Source organism: Nitrococcus sp. (genome assembly GCF_059432795.1).
Genome location: NZ_JBXWZQ010000189.1, coordinates 1 through 22,951, shown reverse-complemented (window position 1 = coordinate 22,951; position 22,951 = coordinate 1). Strand labels below are relative to the sequence as shown.

General features: G+C 62.6%; 23 protein-coding genes, 1 tRNA gene and 2 pseudogenes. 11 read left to right on the top strand and 15 right to left on the bottom strand.

What is annotated here, in order from left to right; all coding sequences use genetic code 11:
- Positions 1–35 precede the first annotated feature (35 nt).
- The 6 genes and pseudogenes from AC52Q4_RS13115 to AC52Q4_RS13090 form a co-directional block, all read left to right on the top strand.
- Positions 36–147 (top strand): annotated as a pseudogene (locus AC52Q4_RS13115) (pilin); the annotation flags it as partial.
- Positions 148–632: 485 nt separating this feature from the next.
- Positions 633–1,010, top strand: coding sequence for a type IV pilin protein (locus AC52Q4_RS13110; protein WP_495537244.1), 378 nt, complete (start codon positions 633–635; stop codon positions 1,008–1,010).
- A gap of 72 nt (positions 1,011–1,082) precedes the next feature.
- Positions 1,083–1,158, top strand: a tRNA-Thr gene (locus AC52Q4_RS13105).
- A 167-nt stretch (positions 1,159–1,325) separates the two neighbouring features.
- Complete coding sequence (locus AC52Q4_RS13100; RefSeq protein WP_495537243.1) at positions 1,326–1,619, top strand: hypothetical protein; 294 nt, start codon at positions 1,326–1,328, stop codon at positions 1,617–1,619.
- Positions 1,620–1,760: 141 nt separating this feature from the next.
- A complete protein-coding gene (locus tag AC52Q4_RS13095; RefSeq protein WP_495537242.1) occupies positions 1,761–2,453 on the top strand; it encodes a DUF5343 domain-containing protein in 693 nt (230 codons plus the stop codon).
- Positions 2,446–2,940, top strand: a complete 495-nt coding sequence (locus AC52Q4_RS13090; RefSeq protein WP_495537241.1) for a TIGR02391 family protein — start codon at positions 2,446–2,448, stop codon at positions 2,938–2,940. The genes AC52Q4_RS13095 and AC52Q4_RS13090 overlap by 8 nt, the downstream gene beginning before the upstream one ends.
- Before the next feature lie 174 nt (positions 2,941–3,114).
- On the opposite strand, the gene AC52Q4_RS13085 is transcribed toward AC52Q4_RS13090, so the two are convergent.
- From AC52Q4_RS13085 to AC52Q4_RS13055, 7 genes are all read right to left on the bottom strand, one after another.
- On the bottom strand, positions 3,115–4,356 hold the full coding sequence (locus AC52Q4_RS13085) for a phage major capsid protein (RefSeq protein WP_495537240.1): 1,242 nt from the start codon (positions 4,354–4,356) through the stop codon (positions 3,115–3,117).
- Positions 4,357–4,665: 309 nt separating this feature from the next.
- Positions 4,666–5,178, bottom strand: a complete 513-nt coding sequence (locus AC52Q4_RS13080; protein ID WP_495537239.1) for a hypothetical protein — start codon at positions 5,176–5,178, stop codon at positions 4,666–4,668.
- Between the two features lie 630 nt (positions 5,179–5,808).
- Complete coding sequence (locus tag AC52Q4_RS13075) at positions 5,809–7,968, bottom strand: phage/plasmid primase, P4 family (protein WP_495537238.1); 2,160 nt, start codon at positions 7,966–7,968, stop codon at positions 5,809–5,811.
- Positions 7,969–8,227: 259 nt separating this feature from the next.
- Complete coding sequence (locus tag AC52Q4_RS13070) at positions 8,228–8,497, bottom strand: hypothetical protein (protein WP_495537237.1); 270 nt, start codon at positions 8,495–8,497, stop codon at positions 8,228–8,230.
- A 106-nt stretch (positions 8,498–8,603) separates the two neighbouring features.
- Positions 8,604–8,828 carry a helix-turn-helix transcriptional regulator gene (locus AC52Q4_RS13065; protein WP_495537236.1) on the bottom strand — a complete coding sequence of 75 codons (225 nt, stop codon included), beginning with the start codon at positions 8,826–8,828 and terminating at the stop codon, positions 8,604–8,606.
- Positions 8,829–8,931: 103 nt separating this feature from the next.
- The gene (locus AC52Q4_RS13060) at positions 8,932–9,558 is read right to left on the bottom strand and encodes a hypothetical protein (RefSeq protein ID WP_495537235.1); all 627 of its coding nucleotides are present in this window, start codon (positions 9,556–9,558) and stop codon (positions 8,932–8,934) included.
- On the bottom strand, positions 9,555–10,784 hold the full coding sequence (locus AC52Q4_RS13055; protein ID WP_495537234.1) for a tyrosine-type recombinase/integrase: 1,230 nt from the start codon (positions 10,782–10,784) through the stop codon (positions 9,555–9,557). The genes AC52Q4_RS13060 and AC52Q4_RS13055 overlap by 4 nt, the downstream gene beginning before the upstream one ends.
- 660 nt (positions 10,785–11,444) lie before the next feature.
- Here AC52Q4_RS13055 and gdhA point away from each other — a divergent pair.
- On the top strand, positions 11,445–12,800 hold the full coding sequence (gdhA, locus tag AC52Q4_RS13050; RefSeq protein ID WP_495537233.1) for an NADP-specific glutamate dehydrogenase: 1,356 nt from the start codon (positions 11,445–11,447) through the stop codon (positions 12,798–12,800).
- Here the strand turns inward: gdhA and AC52Q4_RS13045 are convergent.
- Entirely contained in the window at positions 12,785–13,135 is a 351-nt protein-coding gene (locus tag AC52Q4_RS13045) for a hypothetical protein (protein ID WP_495537232.1), read from the bottom strand. The genes gdhA and AC52Q4_RS13045 overlap by 16 nt on opposite strands.
- Before the next feature lie 108 nt (positions 13,136–13,243).
- On the opposite strand from AC52Q4_RS13045, the gene AC52Q4_RS13040 reads away from it, so the two are divergent.
- Positions 13,244–13,492: a ShlB/FhaC/HecB family hemolysin secretion/activation protein gene (locus tag AC52Q4_RS13040; RefSeq protein WP_495537231.1), complete on the top strand. Its 249-nt coding sequence runs from the start codon at positions 13,244–13,246 to the stop codon at positions 13,490–13,492.
- A gap of 9 nt (positions 13,493–13,501) precedes the next feature.
- Positions 13,502–13,753: a hypothetical protein gene (locus AC52Q4_RS13035; RefSeq protein ID WP_495537230.1), complete on the top strand. Its 252-nt coding sequence runs from the start codon at positions 13,502–13,504 to the stop codon at positions 13,751–13,753.
- A gap of 4 nt (positions 13,754–13,757) precedes the next feature.
- On the opposite strand, the gene AC52Q4_RS13030 is transcribed toward AC52Q4_RS13035, so the two are convergent.
- From AC52Q4_RS13030 to AC52Q4_RS13000, 7 genes are all read right to left on the bottom strand, one after another.
- Positions 13,758–15,191, bottom strand: a complete 1,434-nt coding sequence (locus tag AC52Q4_RS13030) for an aldehyde dehydrogenase family protein (protein ID WP_495537229.1) — start codon at positions 15,189–15,191, stop codon at positions 13,758–13,760.
- 22 nt (positions 15,192–15,213) lie between these two features.
- Complete coding sequence (locus AC52Q4_RS13025; protein WP_495537228.1) at positions 15,214–16,854, bottom strand: acetolactate synthase large subunit; 1,641 nt, start codon at positions 16,852–16,854, stop codon at positions 15,214–15,216.
- Positions 16,855–16,970: 116 nt separating this feature from the next.
- Entirely contained in the window at positions 16,971–19,457 is a 2,487-nt protein-coding gene (locus AC52Q4_RS13020) for a cation:proton antiporter (protein ID WP_495537227.1), read from the bottom strand.
- A gap of 122 nt (positions 19,458–19,579) precedes the next feature.
- Positions 19,580–20,347: a hypothetical protein gene (locus AC52Q4_RS13015; RefSeq protein ID WP_495537226.1), complete on the bottom strand. Its 768-nt coding sequence runs from the start codon at positions 20,345–20,347 to the stop codon at positions 19,580–19,582.
- Positions 20,348–20,391: 44 nt separating this feature from the next.
- On the bottom strand, positions 20,392–21,225 hold the full coding sequence (gene nadC, locus AC52Q4_RS13010; RefSeq protein ID WP_495537225.1) for a carboxylating nicotinate-nucleotide diphosphorylase: 834 nt from the start codon (positions 21,223–21,225) through the stop codon (positions 20,392–20,394).
- 85 nt (positions 21,226–21,310) lie between these two features.
- Positions 21,311–21,730: a type II toxin-antitoxin system VapC family toxin gene (locus AC52Q4_RS13005; protein WP_495537224.1), complete on the bottom strand. Its 420-nt coding sequence runs from the start codon at positions 21,728–21,730 to the stop codon at positions 21,311–21,313.
- Positions 21,727–21,960 carry a hypothetical protein gene (locus tag AC52Q4_RS13000; RefSeq protein WP_495537223.1) on the bottom strand — a complete coding sequence of 78 codons (234 nt, stop codon included), beginning with the start codon at positions 21,958–21,960 and terminating at the stop codon, positions 21,727–21,729. Before AC52Q4_RS13000 ends, AC52Q4_RS13005 begins: the two co-directional genes overlap by 4 nt.
- Before the next feature lie 253 nt (positions 21,961–22,213).
- On the opposite strand from AC52Q4_RS13000, the pseudogene ampD reads away from it, so the two are divergent.
- Positions 22,214–22,762, top strand: a pseudogene (ampD, locus tag AC52Q4_RS12995) (1,6-anhydro-N-acetylmuramyl-L-alanine amidase AmpD).
- Positions 22,759–22,951 (top strand): ROK family protein (locus AC52Q4_RS12990; protein WP_495537222.1); only part of this gene is annotated, 193 nt, incomplete at its 3' end. The pseudogene ampD and the gene AC52Q4_RS12990, both read left to right, overlap by 4 nt.

Genomic DNA, 22,951 nt, shown 5'->3' with positions numbered 1-22,951 from the left:
ACATGTTGAAACCTTGAATTTTCGGAGTGACTGTAATGAACAAGGCTATTCAGAAGGGTTTTACCCTGATCGAATTGATGATCGTGGTGGCCATCATCGGTATTCTCGCCGCTGTAGCGCTGCCCGCTTATCAGGACTACATCCGTAACGCCAATATGGCGAAGGTGACGACCCATGCCGACGAGGCTGTAAGATTCGTTGAAAACGAGCTTCGTCGCGTGCAAGCTGGAATTTCTATGGGGACGTTGACGGCTGGCGAGGCGTTTGATCAAGTTGCAGAAGACGAATTGCTAGAAGCGCTCAATGGTGGAGCGGCCGCTGACGCGGGGAACGCATTGGCTCCTGGTGGCGGAAATGCTTTTGCTAACACGCCTGAGGCAGACCTCGGTCGGGTAGGGGTGGCGCAAGCGGGTGCCGCGATTGGAGCCGCTTACATTGTTACCGTGACCCGACCGGCTTATCTTGACCTGGATGAAGTCATCACCACGATTCGTTGGGACGAGATTTGATAGCAGGGCTGTTCAGATAGAACCAGCTTTGGAGGGGGCCTGCGGGTCCCCTTTTTCTTTTAGGCGGTCCCAAGTCTCTCGAAAGCGTTTGGAAGGAGACCTGAAAACAATGAGTCTTGACAAATGGAGAATCGGGCGATGAGTCACAGAGGCTTTACGCTGATCGAATTGATGATTGTGGTAGCGATTCTCGCGGTGCTATCAGCAATCGCTATTCCTCTGTATGGCGGGTACGTTCAAACCTCTCGTGAAGGGGTTCTCGTTAGCAACATCTCGACAATGGAGGTGTTTCAAGAGGATTTCCGTCTGCGCAATGGAGGGTATTTTGCTCCAGCTGCTGATGCTGCAGCCATCGAAGCAGGTATTGGCTGGGTCCCGAGAGACGATGGGGAAATTGAGTACAGTATCGCCGATGCTGGCGATAGCTACCAGGTTACTGCAATTGATGAAACCGGTGTAGAAGTGTGTATTCAGCTTCCCGAAAAGGTTCGTTGTCCATGAGGCCCGACATCTATTGATTGTTTTGCAGTAAGTGAGAATCCCGGTATTCTTTGTTTACTGTCAGCGTCACTTGCCGGAATAGCTCAGTCGGTAGAGCGACTGATTCGTAATCAGTAGGTCCGCGGTTCGATTCCGCGTTCCGGCACCAATAAAAACAACCACTTACGACCCTTCTTCCCAGATGCCGCGACTCGGTTTTTTGCCGCGGGGTAACTCCCAGGGTAACAACACCCGACAGAACGCTCCTGTTAGGGGTCACCGAATCCAGCCCGCCGCCCTATGGTTCAACCACCTCAAACGAGTGGGAGAACCACGATGACGACGAAGACCAAAGCTAAGGCACCGGCAGCGAAGGGCAAGGCCAAAGCTGCACCCAAGAAGCAGCAGGCGGTGAAACGTGGTCTGACGGCCGGCACGAACCCCATTCCCACCACGGCGAAGGAGGCGCGCACCGTCGGACAGCTCACCCGCAAGCTGCTGGTGGACGGCGCCGACACGGCGACCATCCTGGCGGAGATCGCCAAGCGGTTTCCTGAGTCGGCGTACAACCGCAAGTCGGTGAGCTGGCAGCGCTGGGAGCTGAAGACCAGGCACGGGGTGGTGCTTTGATTTGTTGACGACCAGACTTAGGGGTGGGCGCCTCTTATTGAGGCGACGCCCCCCTTTTTTGAGAAAAGGGGCATACTTTTCCTCTTCCAATCGCATTTGGCGTCGCATAGGCTTCGAGCTGATCCAGGGAGATCATGCACGATGGCCGAATCCAAGCACCCTTATGTGCCTAGCAAGGGAATTCTCGTACGGCTGATAACTCAGCTGCGCCAGTCTTATCCAACGTCTGTAGACGCATCTACGCTTCAAAAGCTTGGCATCGGTTCCAACAATGAAAGCGTGCTGCTACACGCGCTTCGTTTTCTAGGTTTGATCGATGACGATGGAAAGAAAACGCAGGCAGCTTCAAAGATATTTTCGACGCATGATGATGCTGCTTTTCAACGGAGTTTGGCCAAGCAGGTAAAAGCGTCCTACGCGGCACTGTTTGACCTGCATGGGGAGAACGCCTGGGATCTGGACACGCCGGCTCTGATCAGCTTTTTTCGGAACCACGACCAAACTAGCGCGCTCACGGGAAAGCGACAGGCAACGTGTTTCGAAGCTCTTTCAGCGCTTTCGGGACATGGTGAAGTCCCGACGCCGCGAGCGACCGCGAAGAGGTCAACAGGTAGCAGCCCGTTTGCGAAAAAAGCACCCGCCAAGAAGAAGGCACCTGATATAGCTCCACCTAAGAGCGCGAAAGCGAGATCACAAGGCAATCTTGGGTCAGATGATGGCGGCGAAACGGTGGGGCTGACAGTTCGGATTGAAGTGAACCTGCCTGCTGGTGGCGATCAAGCCACCTACGACCGCATCTTTAAGAGCATCCGAGAGAACCTTTTGAATGGCTGACCGATTCGCCAGGTTTCAAGAAGTTGCAAGACGTGCTCACGAGTTTTCAGACGAAACTGACCGGCGGGGCGACCTTCATCCTTTCGAATGGTTTGGTGTCCACGAGGCCCTCCCGAGGAGGGTCAAAAAGCTGTTCGATGATGGACACTTCGCAGAAGCAACGTTTGCAGCCTTTAAGTACCTTGATAAGGAAGTGGCCAAGCTCGCTGGAATTAGGAAGAGCGGCGAGAAGTTAATGATGGAAGCGTTTAGCGAGAAAGAACCGAAGCTTGCCTTGAGTGATCTAGTTGAGGACTCGGAGATCGACGAACAACGTGGCTATCGCTTCCTGTACGCTGGCGGAATGATCGCGATCAGAAATCCGCGCGGACATGAGTACGAAATCGAAGACGATCAGGAAACGTGCATACGGCATTTGCTTTTTGTGACTCTTTTGCTGACGCGGCTGGAGGAGGCGAGCTATGTTCTCACCAGAAATGCGAGCTAAGCAGTGAAGTCCATGGTTTGATCTAAGATGACGATTGCGCCCGCCGCGCAGCCGATCGCAGGGCTTTCCAGGGACGCTGCGAACGGCTGCCGCGGACTCTCGCGGTTGATTTTGGAACTGGGGCACTCACGAGTAATCCCCAGGCCCGCCAACCGGCGGGCAGCGAACCTACCGCTACGAGGTGGTGATCCCCTCCAGCGTGCAGAAGCTCTCCTCGCGAGCCTGAACGAACGCCACCCGAGCCCACGCCACCATGGCGAGCTGCAGGTTGTCCGCCATGTAGCGCTCGCTGAGCACCCGCACCTGGATCTCCTGCCGCACGCCGAACAGCAGGTCGCGCCAGTTGGCGATGACCCCCTTCGCGGTGCTGCCGTCCAGCGGCGCGGCCGTGGTCCACAGCTTCGGCAGCTCGGCCACCTCGCGGGGCGGCACCAGGCTGGTCTCGTCGCTGGTGAGGCCGGTCTTCAGCTTCGCCATCGTCTTCCACACCTCAGGGTGCGCGATGAAAGCCCCCACGTCGCTCATCGGCACGTTATCCACCAGCAGCTCACCCATGCCGTCGATGAGGAAGTCCCAGTTGGAGGGCGCGCCCACGCCGGTCACCGTGTTGCGGCCGGTCATGTTGAACACGCCCGTGGGGGCGGCGGCAGCGTCCTCGTCCACGCCCACCAGGCCTGCCGAGTCGATGGCGTTCGCCAGCGCGTTGGTGAGGGTGCTCTGGAGAATCTGCTCGATGTTCACCGAGTCCTGGCTCAGCTCCAGGCTGAACTTCACCACCGCCACCACGGTCTTGGCGCTCAGCGTCTGCGCGCCGAAGGTGGGCTCGGTCGGCGTGATGTCGCTGTTTTCCCCGTGCCAGCTCACGGCGGGGTCAGTCACCACCCGGGCGATCTGAACGTCGCGGGTAGACATGGGGACGGTGCGCGCGCCCGCCTGGCTGAGCACCATGCGGGCACGAAGCAGGTCGATCCACGTCGACGACAGCGCCCAGGGGACGGTGTAGCCGCCGCTCGAGTCCGGCACGATGGCCAGCGCCTTGCGTTCGTCCGCCAGTTTCTCGTGGTCGTCGGCACGGCCACCCAGCACGAGGCCGCGCAACATGCGGCCCACGCTGGGCAGCTCCTTCAGGTCGGGCTTTTCACCGAGGGGGTAGTCCGCCAGCCGGTGCCGGTGCGTCAGCACGGGGATGGGCTGGCGGCTCTTCACGTCGAGCCACATCTCAGGGGCCGGCACGTCGTCGCCGGCTGAGGGAACGCTGCCGCCGTTCCGCAGGCGGTTCAGCTTGCGCTCCACCTCCTCACGGTTTTCAACCTCGGCAGCGAGGGCGTCGTCGTACTTGCGCTTAAAGGCCTGGAAGTCGTCGCCCATGTCGGCGATGACCTTGGCAAGCTCGGTGTCTTTAGTTTCGGGGTCCATGATTTCACACCTCAACTGCGAGCGCCGCCGTCTGCGTGGGCGCGCTCGTGACTGATTCCTTGAGGTGCTGGCAGCCAAACAGCGGACAGCACCTCGCCTGGGCGTCCCCGCCGCGGTTCCTCGCGCCACCAGCATCGCGCAGGTGGGCGGCCACCGCTGGCCCGGTCTGCCCTGACTCGTGCTTCCGCCAACAGCATCGCGCTGTCCTGCCGAAGGCTCACCAGCGGGCCAGAATCACTCTGGCGGGCCGCTGGTGACGAGAACACGCACAACCTAGAGCGAGGGGCGGCGTTCGTAAATCTGAGGGCGCTACGCGGCGCCCTGCTCGAGCCAGCGGGTGTAGAAGAGGACCTGCGGGCCGTCCCACAGGTCGCCATCCACCAGCACACGCACCTCACCGCCTAGCACGTCCCGCTGCACGGCGAGGCCAGCCCGGCCGCTGATCACCAGCGACTCGAGCTGTTCCCGGTGGACCGCGAGCAGCTGATCCAGCGCCAGGTCAACGAGCTGGAAAGCACCGTCGCCGAGTTTGGCCAAGGCCACATGGAGTTTCGGCGTCAGCTCCATGTGTTTGGAGAGCAGCATGGGGGTCAGCCAGCTCTTCTTGTTGGCCATCACGTCCACCTGGCCGGTCGGCACGCTGACCTGCACGGTCAGATCGCAGCGGCCCGCGTCAATCTCCCAGCTTATGGCTTTGCGGCGAGGGTCCTCTGGTAGCTGCGCGATCGCCGCGGCGGCGACGCGGTGCGTGGCAGCGGAGAAGCTGGCCAGCACGTCGGCCATGGCTTGACTGATTTCTTGGGTGTCGTCTGTTTCACTCACTTTCAACGTCCTCTTTATTCCTGGGGAATGTAAATGCAACAAGCTGCGCCGGTCCTTTTCCGATCAGCTCCAGAGTTTTTACCCACCCTATCCCAGGGCTGGGGCCATACTGGTTGGAGCCGTCGGTCAGTAGCACGCTGCGAGCCGGCGGATCGCGCAACGTGGTTGAGGCTGCCTGCTGGTGGCCACCACCTGCCGGCGGGCGGGGGAGGTCGAGCGATACACCACCCGCTGCACCCCTCGCCGCCATCGCGGGCGGCGTCGCCTGTGGCCGCAGGGGACGCAGCGCCCTGCAGGTGGTACTTGCGACCGCAAGGACGCCGAACGTCCCACAGAGGACCGCACAGGAGGCCCGGCAGGCGACCGACAGCCGCGGCGTGGCCCGGCGTGGCCTGGCAGACCGGCTGAGAGCCGCGGCAGGGGGCACGACAGGCGGCGGCCTGAAAGCCGCGGCCGGCCGCGGTTTGCGGGAAAAGGGGGGGCAGGTAGAGGGCATGGTTGCCGAAACTTTCCCTATGCGAGCACATATAAAACTTTCGGCAAGGGTGCCCTCTACCTGCCCCCTTAGGCTCGCAGGCCACGTCTGCCGGCGCTTTGCGGCGCGTTGGCACGCTGTTTGTTTGGTGCCTGTCACGCGCCCCTCCGCGGCGGCTGGCACCACGGCAGGAGCTTCAGGCCCCTGAAGCCACGTTGGCCGCCTCGTTTGGCGTCCATGAAGCCACGCTCGCGCAGCATCTCGTAGAAGGTCCTGGTCGCGATCATGTCGCGCCGGTTTTCCCCAGCCCATTTGAAGTACGCCACCTCGAGGTTGGCGCGGGGCTCCCAGAACTTGCCGCGCTCGCAGCAGTCGTCAACGAACTGCTGGATGGGGTCATTGTCGAAGACGTACGACTGGCTGGCCTCATCCACGACGTCCGATGCAGGCAGACCCTCCTGGTACCACGCCATCGCGCCCGCCACGAGCCAGCGCAGGATGCCGGGCAGCTCGGGCGTGAAGCGCTCAGCGAACCGGCGCTGGGTCTTGAACCGGCGGCGGAACGGCAGCACGCGCAGCCGCCGTTGCATGGCGAAGTCGCCGCCGTGAAACCGGGGCAGGTGGTTGCACACCAGGAAGGGCGTGAAGGCGGGCTTGAACTCGAACTGTTTGCTGTGCAGGTCGCGGGTGGAGATCGTGTCGCCGCCGGTGATCTGCTTGACCAGCGCCTCGTCGAGTGGCTGGCCGACGTTGGCCTCAGAGGCGAACACCAGCCGCTTTCCAGGCAGGCTTGCCAGGTCTGACCTGGGTGCATTGCCAGTTTCATGGCGGCCACGCGCCAGCAGGCTGGAGGCGGGGAGGATGGCCACGTAGTTGCCGAGCACCTGCTCGAGCAGGTTGATCAGCGTGGACTTGCCGTTGGCACCCGCGCCATGGAGCACGATCAGCACCTGCTCGCCGGTGTGGCCGGTTGCGGCGTACCCGAGCACCAGTTGCAGGAACCGCACGGCGTCCCGGTCGCCGTCCATGATGTCGTCGATGAACTTCTCAAAGCGCTTCGGCGCGGGGGCACCGGGGTCGTAGGGCACGGTGGCGTACCGGCTGATCAGACAGGCAGGGTCCGGTGGGCGCAGCTCGCCGGTGCGCAGGTCGACGATGCCGTTCGGCACGCCCAGCAGGTCAGGGTCGGCGTCCCAGTCCCCAGGCAGGGTGCTGATAGGCGACTTGGACTGCGTGGCCTTGAGAACGCGCTCGACCCGCGGCTGCTGCTCAAGGTTGCAGGCCTCACGCATGGCAGCGGCGCGCCGATTGCCCTCGTTGAGCTGGTGGACCTCGTGCTGAAGCACGTGGGCGACCTCGACGACAGCCTCGGCGCGCTGTCGGTCGGCGTCGTCGCGCCACTGGTCCGCCTCGCGCCGCCGCCAGACCTCAGGCCCGTGAACGAAGCGCAGCGTGTCGCCGCGTTCGAGGGCGACGCGCTCGGCCACGGCGTTGTCGGTGTAGGCGTACCGCTCCTTGGGCATACCCCAGCGATGGAAATCCCTGTGATCTACCGGCTTCGCCGCAGCTAACAGGTCCTTGAACGCAGCCTTTCCCTCGGCCGCGATGAGGTCGTCCACGCCCTGGCTGCCAGAGCCTGGCAGTTGAGCGATACGGGCGCTGGCTCCCCAGCGCTCGAACTGCAGGGCGAGGGCGATGGTCGCCCTGCCGACCATGTGCTTGCCGCCAGCGTCGGCGTCAGGGATCAAGACAACCTCGCGGCCTGGCCACACGAAGTCATCGAAGTCCGGCAGCGTCTCGCTCTTTTCCTGGTTGCCGCGCATAACACGGTAACGGTAGCCGTCCACGCCACCGAGCCCGAGGGTGGGCGCGCCGGCCAGCGTCGCCGCCAGTGCTTTGAACTCGCCCTCCGTGATGGCGATAGCCTCGGCTGAATTCCTGGCGATGGCTTTCCAGTTAACAAGCTCTGGCACCGGCGGCAGATACAGGCACGGCCGCGTGCTGCTGTCCTGACAGAACTTCGGCTTCTTAACGTCCAGGTTGCGGTACCGACCGCCAATCTCTGCGATCTCACCGTCCAGCTTCAGGTACGGCGTCAGGATAGCCCTGCCGTAGGGCCCGTCCTCAGTTGAGCGAATTCTGGCGGTGTCAGCCGCCCGCTGCGTGATACCGCGCTCCTTAAGGTAGTCCTTGGCCCACTGGTGGAGGTTTGAGCCAGCGTCTTGGTAGTAGTCGATGAATCGACGGCTGCGGTCTTTCACCAGCCGAAGGTGACTCTTCGTTGCCGCTGCGCGGGGTGTCTGCTTACTTGTCATGACTGCTCTCCATAGCTCGAAGCTGGGTAACAAGGTGGCGCTCCTGGTCCAGGGGTGCGGGTGGTTCACCGCGGCCGGCGCGGAAGCGGCGCAGGTCAACGACGCCAGCCATCACGCTGGCTCCGTGGTGGCCGCTGGTCGGCGCGGCGGAGGACGGTCTACGATCGGCTGGCGTTTCACGACGCAGTTCTCTTTCCTTGCTTGAAGTTGGGTTAGGGAGCGCACCGTCCTCCAGCGGTGCGCTCCCACTCTTTTCCGCCTAGTCCTCCGCTACCATTCGAAGTTCGGCGTCAGTAGCTTCTCGCACCGCCTTGTGGACAGCCGAAGCGGGAAACCACCTGGCCAGGCGTGTGAAGATCTCTTCAGGCGTGTCGTTCCAGTCGCACATGCCAGAGGGGCCTCGCGTCAGCATGTGCATCACCGCACCAGGGCGAACACCAACCTCGCGGGCGATCACCAGCGCAACGATCTTCGTGCGCAGGGCTTCTAGCTCGGTCTCCAGTTCAATTTCTAGGTCGGTCACTGTCATGTCGTTCTCCTTTCCTTGCGTGATGAAGCGAGCCGGTTTCCGTTAGACCGGCTCACTACGTGCCGCCGGCGCGGCGCGTTCTTTGGATTGTTAAAGCGCCTTCGGTTTACCCCCGCGCGGCACGGCGCTGCTCGATGTACGCTTCCACCTCGGACAACACGTAGTGCTTGTGTCCATTTGGTCCGCCGAAACGGATAGGCTTTGGGAAGTCAGGGTCTTCGCGTTCGCGTCGGTAGACCCACATGTGGGAAACGCCACCAAGCATCTGCCGCAGGACGCGGTTGGGGATCAGCGTCGCATTGCTCGCGCGAGCGCTCTGTTGCTGCCGCATCGTTCTTCTCCCTCGTGCTAACGAATGTGCACGGAGGGTTATACGCAGGGCGCACGAAGCTGGATAAGGGCAGAACCTTCGCCCTTGTGCGGTAGGTTATGACCTACGAGCGAGCAGCGCGGGCGACGCGCTTGCAGGCCTCGTCAAGGCCAAGCAGCTCATCCTGAGGCAGGTCTAGCTGGCTGAGCAGGCAGCTGGCGAACTCGAAGAAGGGGCCCACATACCTACCCCGGTGTTCGTGGTAGTAGGCTGCGCCCTTCTGCTTCCCGCCGGCGGCGCAGTAGAGGGAGTAGAGTTTTTCCAACAGGAGGGTCCGTGGTCCTTTCGGCTTCCCCCCACGCTCGCTGGCTGGGCGGACGCGAACACGCATTTCTGGCCCGGTGCGCGGGCCTGTCAAAAACCGATTGCTGTCCTCCGCGTAGCGGAGGAGGTACTCAAGAGACTGGCGCAGCTCCGACGGATACAAGCCGACATCGTGCCATTCTGCCTTAGAAAGACCAGCTTCTTTAACGAGCTGATCGACGTCATTGAGTAGGGCGGTGGCTGACCTTTTGATACTGCGGTTGAAATCCTGCTGCTCCTTGCCCCACGCGGTTTCGCTGAGTGGTGGCTGCCTTTCACCGCGAAACGCCAAGAACTGGCTGACCGCCAGCTTGATCAGCAGTCGTGCCGGCGTAGGGAAGCGCACCCCGGCGGCGTCCTCTAGCTCGTTAAAGTTCAGGTTGCTCATGAGGCTTTCTCCTGGGAGGGCTGAGGTGCGGCCAGCTCTTCCAGGTAGTTGCCCCAGAGATCGAGCGCGGCGCGCTTTTCGTCAGCCCAGGCGTATCGCTGGTAGATGCCGACGATGCCTGCGCGGCTGCCGGAGACGTGCCCCAGGACGGCCTCCGTGACCTCCAGCTGAACGCCCAGGCGCTGCAGGTTGGTGGCGACGGTGCGGCGCAGGTCGTGCAGACGCCACGGTGGAAACGACGCGGGCTCGGCGAGCTTCTCGCCAGCGGTGTCGAGCTTGCTCACCAGGGTGTCCAGCCGGCGCTTGGCCTTTGACCAGCCAGATGCCGGCGTGTCGCCGTTCGTTGTGAACACCCAGCCCGGTTTGCCCTTGACGCGCGGAAGGCTTCCCAGCTCGCTGACCACCTGCGGCGACAGAGGAATGAGACGCGGCTCGTCGGTCTTGGTACGAGCACCGGCGAGTTCGATCTGGTTGTCGGCAACCTCGCTCCACCGAAGTTCTCCAACCTCGCTCTTGCGGGCACCCGTGAGCAGCAGCAGGCGGTAGGCAGGACCGAACGGGTAGCCTAGTTGGAGGGTGGCCTGCCACAGACGCTGTAGCTCCTCGCTGGTGAGCACGCGGTCGCGGCTGCGCTCGCTGCCCGGCTTTGGAAGGTCGGCAAGCGGGTTCGCGGTAACGTAGCGGCGGCCGGCTGACCATCGGAACAGGCGGTGCAGGTGGGCGTGCAGGCGCCTGGCCATCGTGGTGGCGCCACGATCAGCGACCGCGTCCAGCAGCTCGTGCACGTCCTCCACGGTGACGCTGGCGATGGGTCGCTTGCCCCATCTGGGTATGACCTCACGCTCCATGAGGCGCTTTACCTCGTCGTGGGAGCGATTGCCGGCTTGGTCTCGCTTGAGCCACAGCGACACGACGGAGGCGACCGTGGTGGCGGCCGCGCGCTCAGCCTGCCGCTTCCGCTCCGCGCGCTCGAGCCGCGGGTCCTCGTCGCGCTCCAGCGACCGCAGCAGCGCCCCTGCTTCTTCGCGTGCCAGCTTGAGGTCGAAGGCGGGGTAGCGGCCGATGGTGAGCTTCACCGGCTTACCGTGCAGCCGTCCGCGCACCGCCCACGACTTCTTGCCAGATGGTTGGATGAGCAGGTAGAGCCCCGGGCAACCGTCGTCTGGAACCTCGCGCCGGGTGGTGTCTGGCTTGAGCTTCTCGACGGCCGCGGCGGTGAATCTCATGGGCTGCTTCTCAGGTGCCAAGGGGTCCGAGGGTAACGGCAGGGTAACGCGCGAGGACCGTTATGCGCCGTTACCCTGTGATAGTAACGAGGGATAACGATGGTGTACACAGGCTCGATTTAGCAGTGCTTGCGGCGGGTGAGAACTACTGATTTGTGAGGTGGCGTAAAGCTCAGGGAGAGAAGTAGCGCTATTTCGTAATCAGTAGGTCCGCGGTTCGATTCCGCGTTCCGGCACCAGCTAACCTGTTGATCCCGCAAACTTTTTGGCTCTACCCCATTAATGCTGAAGAGCCCTTCTTGTACGCGTCCTTGCGCTCCGGGTGGCTTTGCGTGTGTTGTTCATGTTCGTTTCTCCGCGCGGGTGCGTGACCCGGCCCAGGGTTGAACGTGATTGGGACGGTCGAGCCTGATCCGGCATCATCGTGCTGGGCTGGCGGGCGCAGCGAGGCAGGCCAGGCACTCTCATCCACCGGGTTCAGCGATTGGCGCAGCGAAGTGTAGCGGTGGTGACGGGCCCACTCGGTCACGTCGTCGGGGCGGCAAAGCGGAACTGAAACTCCCCGGTTGCGGCTCGATACGATTTGCGTCTAAATGAGACCCTTCGCCGGCATGTGCCGCCAAAGGCAGTTCGGCCGCCGGTCCAACCTGGGAGGAGGACATGGCGATTTCCGATCACGTGAATCTTGAGCAGTTCATGGATGGTCTCAGGCGGCGCAACCCCCATGAGACCGAATTTCATCAGGCCGTTTACGAGGTAGCGTCGAACGTATTCGACTACATCGCTGACAAAGAAATCTACCACGAGAAGCAGATTCTACGGCGCATCGCCGAGCCAGACCGTGTGCTGAGTTTCCGCGTCTGCTGGGAAGACGACAACGGCAACGTCCGCGTGAATCGCGGCTATCGGGTGCAGAACAGCAATGCCATCGGCCCATACAAGGGCGGGCTGCGCTTCCATCCCAGCGTAAACCAGAGCATTCTCAAGTTTCTGGCCTTCGAGCAGACCTTCAAAAACAGCCTCACCGGACTGCCGATGGGCGGCGCCAAGGGCGGCGCCGACTTTAGTCCCAAGGGCAAGTCCGACAACGAGGTGATGCGCTTCTGTCAGTCTTTCATGACCGAACTGCATCGACACGTCGGCGACGACATCGACGTGCCGGCCGGGGATATCGGCGTCGGCGCGCGGGAGATCGGCTTCATGTTTGGTCAGTACAAGCGGCTGACCAATCGCTACACCGGCGTCCTCACGGGCAAGGGCATGGAGTATGGCGGTAGCCCGATCCGCACGGAGGCGACAGGATATGGAACGGTCTACATGATGCAGTCCATGCTGGAGCGCATCGGCAACACCATCGAAGGCAAGACCTGCCTCCTCTCCGGCTCGGGCAACGTGGCAACCTACGCCGTGGAAAAGATCAACCAGCTTGGCGGCAAGGTGCTCACCCTGTCGGATTCCACGGGGTTCGTCTTCGACAAGGACGGCATTGATGCCAACAAGCTGGAATTCGTTCTGGATCTGAAAACGCGTCGGCGACAGAGCCTGGAGGGATACGCCAAGGAGTTCGGTGCCGATTTTCACAGCGGCGAACGGCCCTGGCGCGTGCCCGCACAACTGGCCTTCCCCTGTGCGACCCAGAACGAGATCAGCGAGGCCGAGGCACTGCGCCTCATCGAAAACGGCTGCATCGCAGTATCGGAGGGAGCCAACATGCCGACCGAGCAGCGCGGCATAGAGCACTTCACCGACGCGCAAGTCCTGTTTGCTCCTAGCAAGGCGGCTAACGCCGGCGGTGTCGCCGTGTCCGGCCTGGAGATGAGTCAAAACAGCGCCCGTATCACGTGGAAAGAGGAGGAACTGCAGAACCTCCTCCTTCAGATCATGACCGACATCCACGAGCGCTGCGTCGAATACGGCCGGGTGCCGGGAAGCGACTTTGTCGACTACGTGAAGGGTGCCAACACCGCCGGCTTCGTCAAAGTGGCGGACGCGATGATCGCCTACGGCGTGGTGTAGATCACGGCCCGGACAGGCTCAGCGTCTGCCCGGGCCGTGCGGATCAGCGTTCGACCAGGCGGAAGTTCGACGGCACGTCGAAGGCTGCTGCCGGAACGCATCGGGTAGCCCTCCGACGCATCCATTTTGGCCGTGATCTCGCTCCAGATGCCCTGATACGCGCCGAACATGTATTCCAATCGCTGAGCGAAGCCCGGCGCGTCGGCGATATCGATCCTGAGCTGCTCTGCCAACGACATCTCTGCGAAGGTCGTCTTCTCGAGGTCGAGCTGATAGATCTTCCCCTCGTCGAGCCGGACGATCTCGGCGGTGGGGCCACCGCCGAACATGCGCATGCTTCGCGACTCCATCCGCAGGTCGCTATCGGTACGGGTACGGAAGCGCAGCTCAATCCAACCGGCGCAGACGGTGATTTCCAGCTCCTGAGAATCCAGTCTGCGGCGGTGGTCCGGCTGAATGCCCTCGGTGAGCGGCTCGCCCCTCTGGGAGCCCTGAACGACCGCTCCAGACTGCTGCTCCGGGCTTCCGCTCAACTCTCCGACGATCCGCTGATGTCACTGGAGAAGCTCGCCATCGGCGGGGTGGATACGGTGCGTGGATTCCGCGAGAACACCTACGTCCGGGACAATGGCGTAGCGCTGTCAGTCGAAATGCAGTTGCCCGTCTGGGGGTATCGGCCGGAACCGCACTAGCGTAACCTGGTGGTCGCCGCCTTCGTCGACTACGGCACGGCGTGGGACGAGGCGAACACCAACCCGGGGTCGCGCAGCCGGGATACGTCCGACCGGCGTTACCTGGCCAGCGCCGGGCAGGGGCTGCGCGCCGAGCTGTACTGGGGCGAGCCCATCGCCGACGACTTCGAGGGGGACGATCCAAGAAATCTGCAGACCCGCGATTACGACCTGCAGGACGACGGGATTCACTTCTCCCTGACCTACGCGATGTCCCTCTGAACCACTACGCCGCCGGGTTGCGGATCACCAGCAGCCGGATTTCCGTGAAGTCCTCGATGGCATAGCGCACGCCCTCACGGCCTAGACCACTGTCCTTGACGCCACCATAGGGCATGTTGTCGACGCGCCAGGAGGGCACGTCACCAATGATCACGCCACCGACTTCCAGGATATCCCAGGCCTTCTGCGCCTTGTACAGATCACGGGTGAATATCCCCGCCTGCAGACCGAAGTCGCTGTCATTCACGCGGCGCAACGCGTCGTCGAAGTCCGAGAACGCTTCGAGAACCGCAACCGGCCCGAATGCCTCCTCGCGGTACACGGCGCAATCACGCGGCACGTCCTCGAGCAGCGTGGCCTCCAGCATGGCACCCTCGCGCCGACCGCCACAGAGCACCCTGGCGCCATCTTCCACCGCTTCGTGGATCCAGCCTTCGAGGCGGATCGCTTCCCGCTCATCGATCATGGGACCGATGAACGTGGTTTCGTCGCGCGGATTGCCCATGGGCAATGCGCTCACCTGGCGCACGAGGCGGTCTTTGACCGTATCGAACAGGGATTCGTGCACCAGAATCCGCTGCACGCTGATGCAGCTCTGGCCGGACTGATAGAAGGCCCCGAATACGATCCGCTCCACCGCGTCGTCCGCATCCGCGTCGGCATCCACGACGCAGGCGGCGTTGCCGCCGAGCTCGAGCACCACCGGCTTCTTGCCGGCCCGCGCCTTCAGGTCCCATCCCACTGCAGGCGATCCGGTGAAGCTGAGCAGCTTCAGGCGTTCGTCCGTGGTGAACAGATCGGCACCGTCCCGGCTGCAGGGCAGGATCGAGAAGGCCCCCCGTGGCAGGCTGGTCTCCGCAAGTATCTCGCCGATCAGTATGGCGCCGAGCGGCGTGCGGCTGGCGGGCTTGAGAACGAATGGACAGCCGGCGGCGATGGCCGGTGCAATCTTGTGGGCGGCGAGATTCAGTGGAAAGTTGAATGGTGAGATGAACGAGCACGGTCCGATGGGTACCCGTTTGGTGAACCCCCGGTAGCCCCGGGCCCGGGGCGAGATCTCGAGACTCAGCGTTTCGCCGTTGATCCGCACGGCCTCCTCGGCCGCTACCCGGAATGTGTCGATGAGCCGGGTGACCTCACCGCGCGCATCCTTGATCGGCTTTCCGGCCTCCACGCACAGCGCGACCGACAGCTCCTCGTGGCGCGCCTCGAAGCGTGTCACGCAATGCATGAGCACCTGCTGGCGTTCGTATGCCGGCAGGTCGGCCATGGCGCTCTGGGCTTGGTCCGCAGCCCCGATGGCTTCGTCGATGGCAGCTGCGTCCGCCATGGCAACGCGGGCGGCCACCTCGCCGGTGTACTTGTCGGTCACGGCGAGATCAGTATTCGGCGCCCGCGCCTCGTTGGCCAGGTAGTAGGGGTAGGTCTCTCTCAACACGCAATACCCTCCGCGGTAGTGTTTAGAGACTGGCGCTGAGCTCCCTGATCTCGCGATTCAGAATGCGGTCGTTGCCGGAGTAATCGACTGGTACGTCGATCAGATGTACCCCGCCGGCCTGATGACAGCGCTCGAGGAGCGGTGCGAATTCCCCGGCAGCGCTCACCCGATGGCCGGAAGCGCCGTAGCTCTCAGCGTATTTGACGAAATCCGGGTTGCCGTAGTCCAAGCCCCACTCGGCAAAACCCATGTTCGCCTGTTTCCACTTGATCATTCCGTAAGCGTCGTCGCGCAATACCACCACAACGACGTCCATCTTCAACCGCACCGCGGTTTCCATTTCCTGGGAGTTCATCATGAATCCACCATCGCCGCAGATGGCGGTCACGCGCCGGTCCGGATAGACCAGATGCGCCGCCATGGCGCTGGGCAATCCGGCACCCATGGTGGCCAGAGCATTGTCGAGCAGCACGGTGTTGGGCTGTCGAGCCCGGTAGTTCCGGGCGAACCATATCTTGTAGACGCCGTTATCGAGCGCAATGATGCCGTCGTCCGGCACGACGTTTCGCACGTCTGCCACCAGACGCTGTGGCCGCATCGGAAAATGGTCGTCGTCCTGGCCTTCGAGGATATGTGCGGACAGACGTTCCTGCACCGTGCGGAAGTGGTCGAAGTTCCAATGGCCCTGAGCAACCAGTGAATCCTTGATGCGCCAGATGCTGTTGGCGATGTCGCCCACCACTTCGATCTGCGGAAAGTACACCGGGTCGACGCTGGCGGAGTTGAAGTTGATGTGAATCACCTGCAGCGCATCCCCCCGCATGAAGAACGGGGGTTTTTCTACTGCGTCATGTCCGACGTTGACGATCAGGTCTGATCTGGCGATGGCCCGGTGGAGGAAGTCATGATCCGATAGAGTCGCATTGCCCATGAACAGCTCGTGGGTTTCGTCGACCACGCCTTTGCCCATCTGCGTAGTAATGAACGGGATTCCCACCTCGTCGACGAACTGGCGCAGCATCTTCGAGGTGAGCTTGCGGTTAGCACCCGCACCGATCAGCAGCAGAGGATGTTGCGAGCCGGCGATGGCCTCCACTGCCCGGGCAATGGCCTTGTCCTCGGCAATGGGTCGGCGGTCGAGACTGGCCGGCGTGAGCGGCGCGTCGGTCTGTTCGTCAGCAATGTCTTCCGGCAGCTCGAGATGAGTTGCTCCCGGCCGCTCCTCCTCGGCGCGGCGAAACGCCTCCCGCACCCGGGTGGGAATGTTGTCGCCGCTGACGATCTGGTGGGTGAACTTGGTGATCGGCCGCATCATGTCGACCACGTCTATGATCTGGAACTGGCCCTGCTTGCTGGCTTTGACGGGCTTCTGGCCGGTGATCATCACCATGGGCATGGCGCCTAGCTGGGCATAGGCGGCGGCGGTAACGAAGTTGGTGGCACCGGGTCCGAGGGTAGCCATGCACACCCCCGCCTTGCCGGTCAGACGCCCATAAGTGGCGGCCATGAACCCTGCTGCCTGCTCGTGCCGGTTCAGCACGAGGGTAATGGACGACTCCCGCAGAGATTCCAGCAGGTCGAGGTTCTCCTCGCCTGGAATGGCGAACACGTACTCTACGCCTTCGGCTTCCAGCGCCTGTACGAAAAGATCGGACGCTTTCATGGGACCCTCCTCCCCATCACATTGCAATGGTAGAACCAAACGGTCATCGGAGGAACCGCTTTGTCGAATTCTTGGCGCGTGGTTTCGGGTGTCTGCGCAACAAGCCTGCTCACTGATCAGGTCGGAATGCGTGGAAGATCAGGTCGACGCAGCATGTGCTCGAGAGCCGCCAGCAGGCCGGGGCAGCTTCCCTGCAGACCGTCCAGATCACGTCGCCTGAGCTCGTATACGGCGCAGGGCGTCAGTGCCCGGCAGGTCGCTCGGTGAGGGCCGCTGCCCAGAAACCCGCCCTGGCCGACAAAATCTCCCACGGTAAGCCGTTCGATCTCCACTTCTTCTCCGTCGCGTCTCTGCAGCACTCGCACGATGCCCCGGGCGATGAGGCACAGGGAATCGTCACGTTCGCCTTCCCGGATCAGATCCTGCCGCGCTGGAATGGTGCGCTGCCGCAGACAGGAGAGCACCAGTGGAACCTCTTCCGCCGGCAGGTTGCTGAACATCGGTACTTTTCGTAGCAGTTCGCGGGGATCGAGCTTGAGCTCCGCCTTGTCGTAGCCGCGCAGCAGACGGATGTCCCGGTCCAGTTCTGCAAGCAGGCGTGCAGCGACGGAGTTGGGGATGGCTCCGCTGCGGCGCTGCTCGACCACGAAGTCGCGCTGGCTGTGCAGCATCATGCGCTCCGCCAGCCGCTGCTGGCTGGCCTGGTAGAACTCGGGAAACTGCTCGGCCACGGTATCGAGCCGCCGCCGAGCGCCCTGCGACCAGCGGCTGAACACGTCCCGGACTTCCTTGACGACCCTGGTACGGGAACGGCTGTGCCGGGACAGGCTGTCCATGCTGGCAAGCACGCGAAGGCAGCCGTGGTAGCCGGCCCAGGCGTACTCGTAGTCCTGCGCCGTGGAATGACTTCGTATCGATTCCGCGTAGGCATCGAAGACCCTGAGACGCTGTACGAGACGCATCCATGAGTTGCGCCACCAGCGTACGAATCGGGAGCGTGGTGGAATTCGCGGCAACTCGCCACGATAGCGCAGACTGTCGCCTTCCACGTTGAGTGCGTAAACGAGGTTCCGGTACGTCCGCTCAGACAGGTGTCCGGCGCCCAGCTTCTCCCGATAGAATGCCTTCTGCACCGCGAAGCATTTGAGCATGAGCAGGTTGTACTCCCGCTCGTCGTCCACCTCGCGCCGACGCTGCTCGTCGAAACGCTCCTCCGCCTCATCCACCATTAGCTGGTACTGGGTGCGCAGACGGGTCGCGGTGCGCGAGGAAAACGTGGCGTCCCGCTGCAGACTGGGCAGATCTTCCAGAGCGCTCTGACGCGCACCCAGGCGCGCCTCCGTTTCCGCCAGGCGATCCGCAAGCGGCGGGGTATGCAGCCCAAGGCGACGGATCAGCTGTTCGATGGTCAGGCCGGGCACGATCAGGGTGAACAGCACTGCCCCGGTCACGAGCACGACGAAGGTGTCCGCGTAGCGGAACTCTCCCAGGCTGAGCGCAATGGCCAGGGCGATGGCACCACGCAGACCGCCCCAGAACATCACCGTCTGATAGCGCCTGTCGATGGCCTCCGATCCCGGCAATCTCCCGACGAGCGGCACCAGGCCGAATACTGTGACTACCCGAGCCAGCAGCATGGCAAGGATCACCCAGATCAGCATTTGCCAGGACTCGGCCACTGCACCGAGGTCGATCTGCAACCCCACCAGCAGAAAGATCAAAGCGTTGGCGACGAATGCCAGATAGTCCCAGAAATTCTCCAGATGCTCACGGACGGAATGGGAGATCTTCGAATGACCCCAGCCACCGATGGTCAGCGCGGCGGCAACGGTGGCCATGACACCGCTGACGTGGAGCACGTGCTCGGCTACCAGGAAGGAGAAATACGCCAGGATCGTGGTCAGAGAAATCTCGATCAGCGCATCGTCTTCCACCCTGCCCAGCACGAACCCCACCGCCACGGCCATGAGCCAACCGGTCAGTGCACCACCGAAAAATACGAAGACGAAATCGCCCAGGCCGTTGAAGACGGTTTCCACGGACATGTATCCGGCCACGGCGATGGCAAGCAGAATCTGGGAGGCCACGATGGCGGTGGCGTCGTTGAACAGGCTCTCCCCTTCGACGAGCACCGTCAGCCGCCTGGGTGCACCCAACTGCTTGAACAGCGCGATCACCGCTACTGGATCAGTCGCGCTCAATATGGCACCGAGAACCAGCGCGGCAGCGAAGTCCACCGGCGTGAGCAGCGCCACTGCACCGCCGATGATTACCGTAGAGAGAAGCAGCCCCGGAATTGCCAGCGTCAGCACCGGCAGCAGGTTGCGTCGCAGTTCCCGAACATCGAGGTGCAGCGACGACTCAAAGATCAGGGTGGGCAGGAACACGAACAGGATCACGTCCGGCGAAATGTGAAATTCCGCCAGCTGGGGAAGCACCCCCGGACCCAGCTGAGCGAGCTCGGACAGGATGATGCCCACGACGACCAGAAGGATCGTAAAAGGCAGGCGCAGGCGCTTACTCAGTGCCAACACGGCGGCCGCCACCAGCAGAAGGGTAGTGACCGCGCTCACCAGATCGATGACTCTATCCGGACCTTCCATCCCAGCATTCCCCCGATGCCTGGGAGGCTTATCGCATCATACTATCCTGAATCCCGCTGCCAGACATCTCCAGTGGCAGCGCGGACAGCATGCGGGCGCGCAGCAGCGCTGGCTTGTTCAGCTCACTCGGGCTGACCGCCCGCCGCCGGTTTTCTGTCAAGCCGCGGCACGTCCAGCAGACCGACAATCTCCTGATCCGGCTTGGATACGCCAAGGAACGCATAGCCGAAGCGGGCACCGAAAGGCAGGAACGCGTAGTCCTCCAGAGCCCCACCATGGGTGTCGAGCCATTGGTCGAGCTTCTCGGCGGCAATACCGCGTTCCTTCAGCGCTGCCACATCGACGGCTTCTTTCTCCACGCGCATTTTATCGAAGGCGAGCGGCTCATAGCGTTCCGCCAGCGAGCGCAGGGGTTTCCGCTCCTGAATGGCCTGGCGGCGGATCTCGGATTGCTCGGCGAAGTCTTCAGGCATCTCTACCATCACCCGTTTGGGGTAGGGGCCAGGTAGATGGGCCAGGTCCGGCACCGTCAGCCCCCGTTCCCGATAGTCGTCGGCGCTCATGCTGAAGAAGTGCCCGTCCACATACACCAGGGTCAGCGGCCGCTCGGAATACACCACCCAGGTGCCGCCGATCAGGCAGGCTGCCTGGAAGACGATGATGATCGCCAGGTCGCGCTTCAGCTCGGCTTTGCGTCGGTCGTAGACCACCAGGGTGAGCAACGGCCCGGCCACGACGTCCACCAGAATGATGATACGGATACCCTGCCAGCCGCCGTCGGTGGTGAAGAAAAAGTCCGGGTACCAGACGTATACCACCACGGCGGCGAGCACCGCGAAGATCGCCAGGCTGGCGGCCAGATGAATCAGAAAGGCGCCGAGCCGATTCACGGCGGATAGCTGCATGAACGTTTCAGCCTTGTCTTGCCCGTTGACTAGACGAACCGCATGGACAGATCCAGCGGCTGTACCTGTTTGGTAATCTCACCTACTGAAATATAACTCACGCCGGTTTCGGCGATGGCCCGGATGGTGGATGCATCGATGCCGCCGGAGGCTTCGAGCTTCACGTGGCGTTTGGCCATGGCAACGGCTTCCACGGTATCTTCCAGGCTGAAGTTGTCCAGCATAGCGATGTCGGCGCGGCCGTTGACGACCTCGCGCAACTGTTCCAGGTTCTCGACTTCGACTTCCAGGGGCAGGTTCGGATGTTGCGTCCGGGCGCTGTCGATGGCGGCCTTGATGCTGCCGGCCGCAGCGATGTGGTTTTCCTTGATGAGGAAGGCATCGTACAGACCCATGCGGTGATTGCTGCCGCCGCCGCAGCGCACGGCGTATTTCTGTGCGGCGCGCAGCCCCGGAATGGTTTTGCGCGTGTCGAGAATGCTCGCCCGGGTGCCTGCGATCAGATCCACGTAGCGGCGTGTGGCGGTGGCGGTGCCGGAGAGAAGCTGTACGAAGTTCAGCATGGTACGTTCAGCGGTGAGCAGCGTGTGGGCCGGGCCTTCCAGTGAGAACAACGCTTGACCCGGCGTGATGGCATCGCCGTCGCTGACACCGAAATCGATGCGCACGTCGCCGCTCACCTGGCGTGCCGTTTCCCGCACCCAGGGTTTGCCGCAGAAGATGCCGGCCTGACGGGTAATGACCCGTGCCTGGGCGCGGGCCGCCGGGTCGATGAGAGCGGCGCTGACATCGCCGCTGCCGATGTCCTCGGCGAGCGCGGCACGAACGTTGGCGGTGACCGCGTCCTGGAGATCATCGCTCATTGGCATGGTTGCTGGTCCTCGTGCGGGGTGTTGCGATTTTTGCCGAAGCATACCGCAACATCCGTGAAAGCAAGGAGTGCCGGTTCTAGCGCCAGTTCTCCAGGAGCACGATGGCGCCATAGCCCTGCGCCTTCCGATAGTAGTGCCGATCGGCAGTCACGAGGGTTGCGCCCGGCTCCGAGAGGGCCAGCGCATGATAGAGCGTGTCGAACAGATGGTGACCGAGCGTGATGGCAAGTTCTGCGGCGTTGGCGTACACCGCATCGTCCTCGATGCGTTCGAAGTCGAGTTCCAGGAGATCCCGAATGTCGAGCAGGGCATCGGTGGGTTTCAGGCGCACCAGCACACTGGCCACTTCCGCGATGAAGTGAGGTGGTTGCCACAGTCGTAGCGAGCCTTGGACAGCATCGTTCAGGATGCCGAGGGCGATTGGCGCGTCGGGCTCTTCAGGTGAAACCGTCAGGAACCATTTCATGGCGACGCTGGCGTCGACAACGGCAATCATGGTCTGCCTTTGCTGCGGGCGTCCCTGACCTGTTGCTCCGTGACGGCGGGTGCAGACGCCCGGCGTTGGACGATTCGTGCCATGGCCTCCCGGCTGCGTTCGCGGCGCTGCGCCCGCTCCACGGCTTCCATCATCAGATCAGCGATGATGGCGCTCTTGTTGCAACCTTCAAAGGTGTTGTTGAAGGCCTGCTTGACCTGTTCCGGGACGCTGAAGTTGACCGTGCTCATGGTATTGGTGTCCGTTGGCCTGTGTATGTCATGTGCGCAATCGTAGAAAATTGTTGAAAAGTTCAACAACGAAGTGTCCTATGACAATGAAAAGGGGTCAACCGGCAAATTCGCAAGTCTCCTGCGGAAAACCCCATGGAAGAAGCCTGATGTATTCGCGGCACTGACGAGGATGCCGTTGGATTCGTCGAGAACCATCCGGCCCGCGCTTCCCCGTATACTGGCCGCTGCGTTGCGGAATGACGACAGGCGAATGACCATGCGGGTTGCCGACGATCACTGGCTCAGCGGGGTGCGCAAGCTGCCGTCGCCGAACTGCAATCCGCGTCCGCACCGGGCCGCGGTCGAACTGGTGGTCATTCACGGCATTTCTCTGCCGCCGGGACAGTTTGGCGGCCGGCATGTGCACGACCTGTTCCTCGACCGGCTCGATCTGCATGCCCATCCGACGTTTGCCAGCCTGTCCGGCGTGCGGGTTTCCGCGCATCTGTTCATCAGCCGGCGCGGCGCGGTGACGCAATTCGTGCCGTTCCATGAGCGCGCCTGGCATGCGGGAGTCTCGCAGTGGCGGCACCGGCCGGGCTGCAATGATTTTTCCATCGGCATCGAGCTGGAAGGCACCGATGAGCGGCCTTACACCGCCTCTCAGTAACGCAAGCTGCGGCTCGTGCTGGAAGCGCTGCTGGCCCGCTACCCGCTGCTTTCCGCGGAAGCCATCGTCGGCCACCGGGAAATTGCACCCTGGCGCAAGACCGATCCGGGGCCGCACTACGATTGGCCGCTCCTGCGCTGCGGTCCATGAGACACCGCATCGGCATCGATCTGGGCGGCACCAAGATCTCCGCCGGGGTGCTTGACGGTGCGGGTGAAGAACTGGCCCGGGTTCCCACGGCGAGCCCGCGGGACGACTACGCCGCCACGGTGGCGGCCGTGGCCGATCTGGTGGACGGTCTGGAAACCGCAGCGGGCCTGCAGCCGGGCAGCGCGACCG